Consider the following 4,288-nt stretch of genomic DNA (forward strand, 5'->3'; position numbering starts at 1 on the left):
GCCTGCATACCGCCTTGCGCAGCCGCAGAGTGCGAGCGCTTAACCGGGATTAGGCTTAAAACTACCGTACTTAGCCCCTTTTCTCCAGCGGCAACGGCAGCGCGAAGCCCCGCTAGACCGCCTCCGATAACTAATGCATCATAATATTTTACGTTCATTTTTTAAAGCTCCTTTTCCTAAAGACTGATCCACACGAAATCGGCGATCAGCGCGATGACCGCGAGCACTCCAAAAACCGCAAATATCGCAGTTTTGGCTTTATTTCTTTTTGCGAACATCTCTTGTTTGTTTACTCCGTCGATGCTTATCCATTTTACGTATAGGCGGTACATTCCCACGCTAGCGTGAACGACCATAAATACAAGTAAAGCGAAGTAAAAAATTTCTAGTTGATGAAAATTTTTAGCTGAATTATCTGCAGTAATATGTCCGCCAAAGACTATATCCACTAGGTGCGCGCTAGCTGCGAAAAATAGAGCAAAGCCGGTCAAAAACTGAAACCACCAAAGCGTAGTGTCAAGGTGCTTCATGCGGTCTTTGTGACCTCTAAACATGATGTATTGTCTGTAGTTTGCAGGGAATTTTCTCATCGCCAAAAACGCGTGAGCGATAAAAACGGCGAATATTACCGCAGCGATAACGTTAGTGATCCACCAGGTAGTCTCGCCGAATAAAAATTTAGCCTCCGCAAAACCTACAACGGCGTTAAATGCGCCCTTGCCGAATAAAATGGTAGAGGTAAATACCATGTGACACAAAATAAAACAGGCCAAAATCAGTCCCGTTATACTTTGCCATCTGTCCCAAACGGCAGGAGTACGACTTTTTTTCGTATCCGCTTGCCTACCCAAGAAGCCCTCGATTAGCCCACTCATGAGCCCTCCTTTGTATTATTTGATCTAGCGAAATTTTCACTCGATAGACCTGATTTACGAATATTAGCGCAATGTAACTTTAATTTTTGTTAAATTATTTAAAGTAATTTTTTCGCAAAAACAAAAACACGCCAAGACCGAAGCAAAACATTAAAAAAGACAAAATTTGCCCCATTGATAAATCTAAAAATACAAATCCTATTCCGGCGTCCGGCTCTCGCCAAAATTCGCACATAAAGCGCGCTAGCGTGTATAAAATCGCATATAGGCAAATGAGTTCGCCGTCGAATTTCTTAAATCTTCTATAAAAAAATAAAATTAAAAATATTACTAAGCCTTCAAGCGCGGCTTCGTAGAGTTGGCTAGGATGGCGCATGGCTCCGAGTACGTTTATCGCCCAAGGTACGTCCGTGACGCGACCGAAAAGCTCTTGATTTAAAAAATTTCCGATCCGTCCGAAAGTATATCCTAGCGGTATGCAAAGCGCGCACAAATCGAGCAATCGCCAAAAATTTGCTCCTTCGTAGCCAGAATTTCGCACGGAGATTTTTGGCCGGTATCGGCGGCAAAACGCCCAAGTAGCCAGCAAAAATCCGGCGACCGCGCCGTGGTAGCTCATGCCTCTAATGCCTACGAATTCGCCGTTATGAAAAGGATTAAAAATCTGCCAAGGATGCGTAAGATACCACGCCGCTTCGCCAGAATATATCGCGACCCAGCCGAGCCTAGCACCCAGTATCACGCCGATTTCGACCCAAAAAAAGTAGTTATCCAACATCGCGTTTGAGATAGGAATTTTATCTTTTTTTACGAAGTATTTTGCCGCCGCCAGCGCCGTAACCAGCGCTAAGACGTACATTATGCCGTACCAGTGGACGTTAAAAGCGCCTACGCTAAACGCGACGGGGTCGAAGCGGTTGTAAATATCGTTCCAAGCGTTCATTTTCACCTCTTAAATTTTAGAAATTGTATAGTTTAAAGGCTTAAATTTTTCTCTTTCGCGCTTAGCGGCACGCCGTAAAAGCTAAATCCTTCGCGCTCGAAAATTCGCGCGAAATCGTAAAAATCGTTAAATTCGTCCGCGCTAAAATTTACCGACCAAATCGCGCCCGTTTGGTTAAATTCGCGCTGCGGCTCGGATAAATTTCGGCTAGCGAAGTAGTGCTCGAAGCGGTTAGCTAGCGCAAACGGAGTAAAAAACGCGCACGGGTTTTTAGTTTTGAATTCTACTAGCTTCGCCGCGTCTATCGCCGCGTTCACTGCGCCGCCGTAGGCTCGCACGAGCCCTCCGGGACCTAGTTTTATCCCGCCGAAATACCGCACGATAAGCGCCGCCGCGTTTATTAGCTTTGCGCCTCGTAAAGCCGCCAAAGAAGGCGCTCCGCTCGTGCCCTTGGGCTCGCCGTCGTCGCTTTGATTTTCTACGATTTGGGCGTATTTGTTTAGTTCGCGCGTAGCCCAAACGATATGCGCCGCTTTGGGATGCTCGGATTTTAATCGTTCGCGCAACACCTTAAATTCGCCGATGGGGCATAAAAACGCTAGAAAATTCGACTTCTTTATCTCGGTTTGAGCGGTGAAAATTTCGTTGATAGTTTGCAAATTTCGCCTTAAAATTTTTACGCGATTTTAGCAAAAAACGGCTTTAAAATTTTAGCCTGCCGAGGCGTTAGAAATTTACGTTCAAATTCGCCGAGTCGCGAAATTTGAACGTAAAACGACGAGCCGGACGCCGCGTAGATTATTTACGAGTATTAGCGTCAGGGGTAAACAGCGGCTTATCTAGCAGTTTAAAGTCGCCGATAAATTTCTGCCCTTCTTCGCTAGTAACCCATTTTATGAATTTATCCGCGTTTTCTATGTCGGTTTTAGCGCAGTGTTTCGGATTTACCGCGATTACGGAGTAGAAATTTTTAAGATCTTTTTCGCCTTCGTTTACGATGACTAGATCCGGATTTCCTTTCGCGTTGGCTTCATATTTTATGTAAGTGCCGCGATCGGTTAGCGTTACGCCTTTTTGCTCGGCTGCGGCGTTAATCGTAGCGATCATACCTTGTCCGGTTTGCTTATAAAAGCCTTCTTTTTCAGGCACGCCGCCCGCTACGTTTTTCCAAATGCCTTTTTCTTTATTATCCGTGCCCGATTTATCTCCGCGCGAAAAGAAAGGGATATTTTCGGCTTTTATTAGCTCAAATGCCGCTTTTAAATCTTTGCCTTTAAATTTATCGGCGACCGATTTATCCGCGATTAGTACGAAATCGTTATACATTACCGGCTTGCGCTCGACGCCGAAACCCTTTTCTACGAATTCTTTTTCAACCTTCGGAGAATGCACGAAAAGCACGTCCGCATCGCAGTTTTCGCCTAGCTTTAAAGCGGCGCCCGTGCCTACTGCTGTAAATTTCACGTCTACGCCCGTTTTAGCCTTATACGCAGGCACCATCGCGTCTAGCAGTCCGGTATCGGCGGTACTCGTCGTAGTCGCCATTATTAGGTCGTTATCGGCCATCATTAGCGAGCTAGCCGCTAGTAGACTTAAAACTATTTTTTTCATTTTTTCTCCCTTAAAATTTAGATTGGGTGTGCTATTATAGCAGGTTTATTTAAGAAATGTGCAAGGGAAAAATATTTGGACTTTATTTTAGAGGGAATTTTATCGGCGTTTAATCTGCTGCTTTCGGGCGATGAGGAGACGTATTCGGCTATTCGCGCAACGCTTTTTACGTCTAGCGTTTCTATCGTCTGCGCCGTTATAGTCGGATTTCCGATAGGATTTGCGCTGGGATTTTTCGAATTTAAGGGGCGCAAAATTTTACGCCTTTTTAGCGACACCGCGCTTGCTATGCCTACCGTCGCTATCGGACTGATACTTTACGCCTTTATCACGCGAAACGGCCCGCTAGGCGAGCTGGGGCTGCTTTTTACGCTAAAAGCCGTAATGTTGGGGCAGTTCGTGCTAGCGCTTCCTATTATCGTCTCGCTTACGGCTAGCGTGATAGAAAATATGGATAAAAAGCACCGCCTTACCGTTATGAGCTACCGACAAAACCGCCTAAATTTAGCCCTTACGACGCTTTACGAGCTGCGCTACTCGCTGCTAGTCGTGATCGCGGGCGCTTACGGACGCATAGTGGCGGAGGTGGGCGTGGCGATGATGATCGGCGGAAATATCAAATATTTTACGCGCACGATTACCACGGCGATCTCGCTAGAAACGAGCAAGGGCGAGTTTAGCATGGGTATCGCGTTAGCGCTGGTGCTAATCGCCATCGCGTTTTTCGTAAATTTATCCATACATCAGTTAAAAAGGCTAGATAGATGATAAAGGCGCGAAATTTAGAGCTAAACTACGGCGAGAGCAAAATTTTAGATATTAAAAATTTGCAAATCGATACTTCAAAAATTACCGCGCT

General features: G+C 45.6%; 6 protein-coding genes. 1 reads left to right on the forward strand and 5 read right to left on the reverse strand.

Annotation, left to right across the window (positions count from 1 at the left end):
- The 5 genes from QZ147_RS08480 to tupA form a co-directional block, all read right to left on the reverse strand.
- Nucleotides 1-158 (reverse strand): FAD-binding protein (locus QZ147_RS08480; protein ID WP_295149300.1); only part of this gene is annotated, 158 nt, incomplete at its 3' end.
- 18 nt (nucleotides 159-176) lie between these two features.
- Nucleotides 177-875: a fumarate reductase cytochrome b subunit gene (locus QZ147_RS08485; protein WP_295149288.1), complete on the reverse strand. Its 699-nt coding sequence runs from the start codon at nucleotides 873-875 to the stop codon at nucleotides 177-179.
- A gap of 94 nt (nucleotides 876-969) precedes the next feature.
- The gene (lgt, locus tag QZ147_RS08490; protein ID WP_295149291.1) at nucleotides 970-1,818 is read right to left on the reverse strand and encodes a prolipoprotein diacylglyceryl transferase; all 849 of its coding nucleotides are present in this window, start codon (nucleotides 1,816-1,818) and stop codon (nucleotides 970-972) included.
- 32 nt (nucleotides 1,819-1,850) lie between these two features.
- Nucleotides 1,851-2,477 (reverse strand): YigZ family protein, encoded by a 627-nt coding sequence (locus QZ147_RS08495; protein ID WP_295149294.1) that lies wholly within the window; start codon nucleotides 2,475-2,477, stop codon nucleotides 1,851-1,853.
- Between the two features lie 139 nt (nucleotides 2,478-2,616).
- Nucleotides 2,617-3,429 (reverse strand): tungstate ABC transporter substrate-binding protein TupA, encoded by an 813-nt coding sequence (tupA, locus tag QZ147_RS08500; RefSeq protein ID WP_295149295.1) that lies wholly within the window; start codon nucleotides 3,427-3,429, stop codon nucleotides 2,617-2,619.
- Between the two features lie 75 nt (nucleotides 3,430-3,504).
- On the opposite strand from tupA, the gene tupB reads away from it, so the two are divergent.
- Nucleotides 3,505-4,197 carry a tungstate ABC transporter permease TupB gene (tupB, locus tag QZ147_RS08505; RefSeq protein ID WP_295149297.1) on the forward strand — a complete coding sequence of 231 codons (693 nt, stop codon included), beginning with the start codon at nucleotides 3,505-3,507 and terminating at the stop codon, nucleotides 4,195-4,197.
- Nucleotides 4,198-4,288: the final 91 nt, after the last annotated feature.

It is taken from the genome of uncultured Campylobacter sp., from assembly GCF_905371695.1.
Lineage (GTDB): Bacteria > Campylobacterota > Campylobacteria > Campylobacterales > Campylobacteraceae > Campylobacter_A.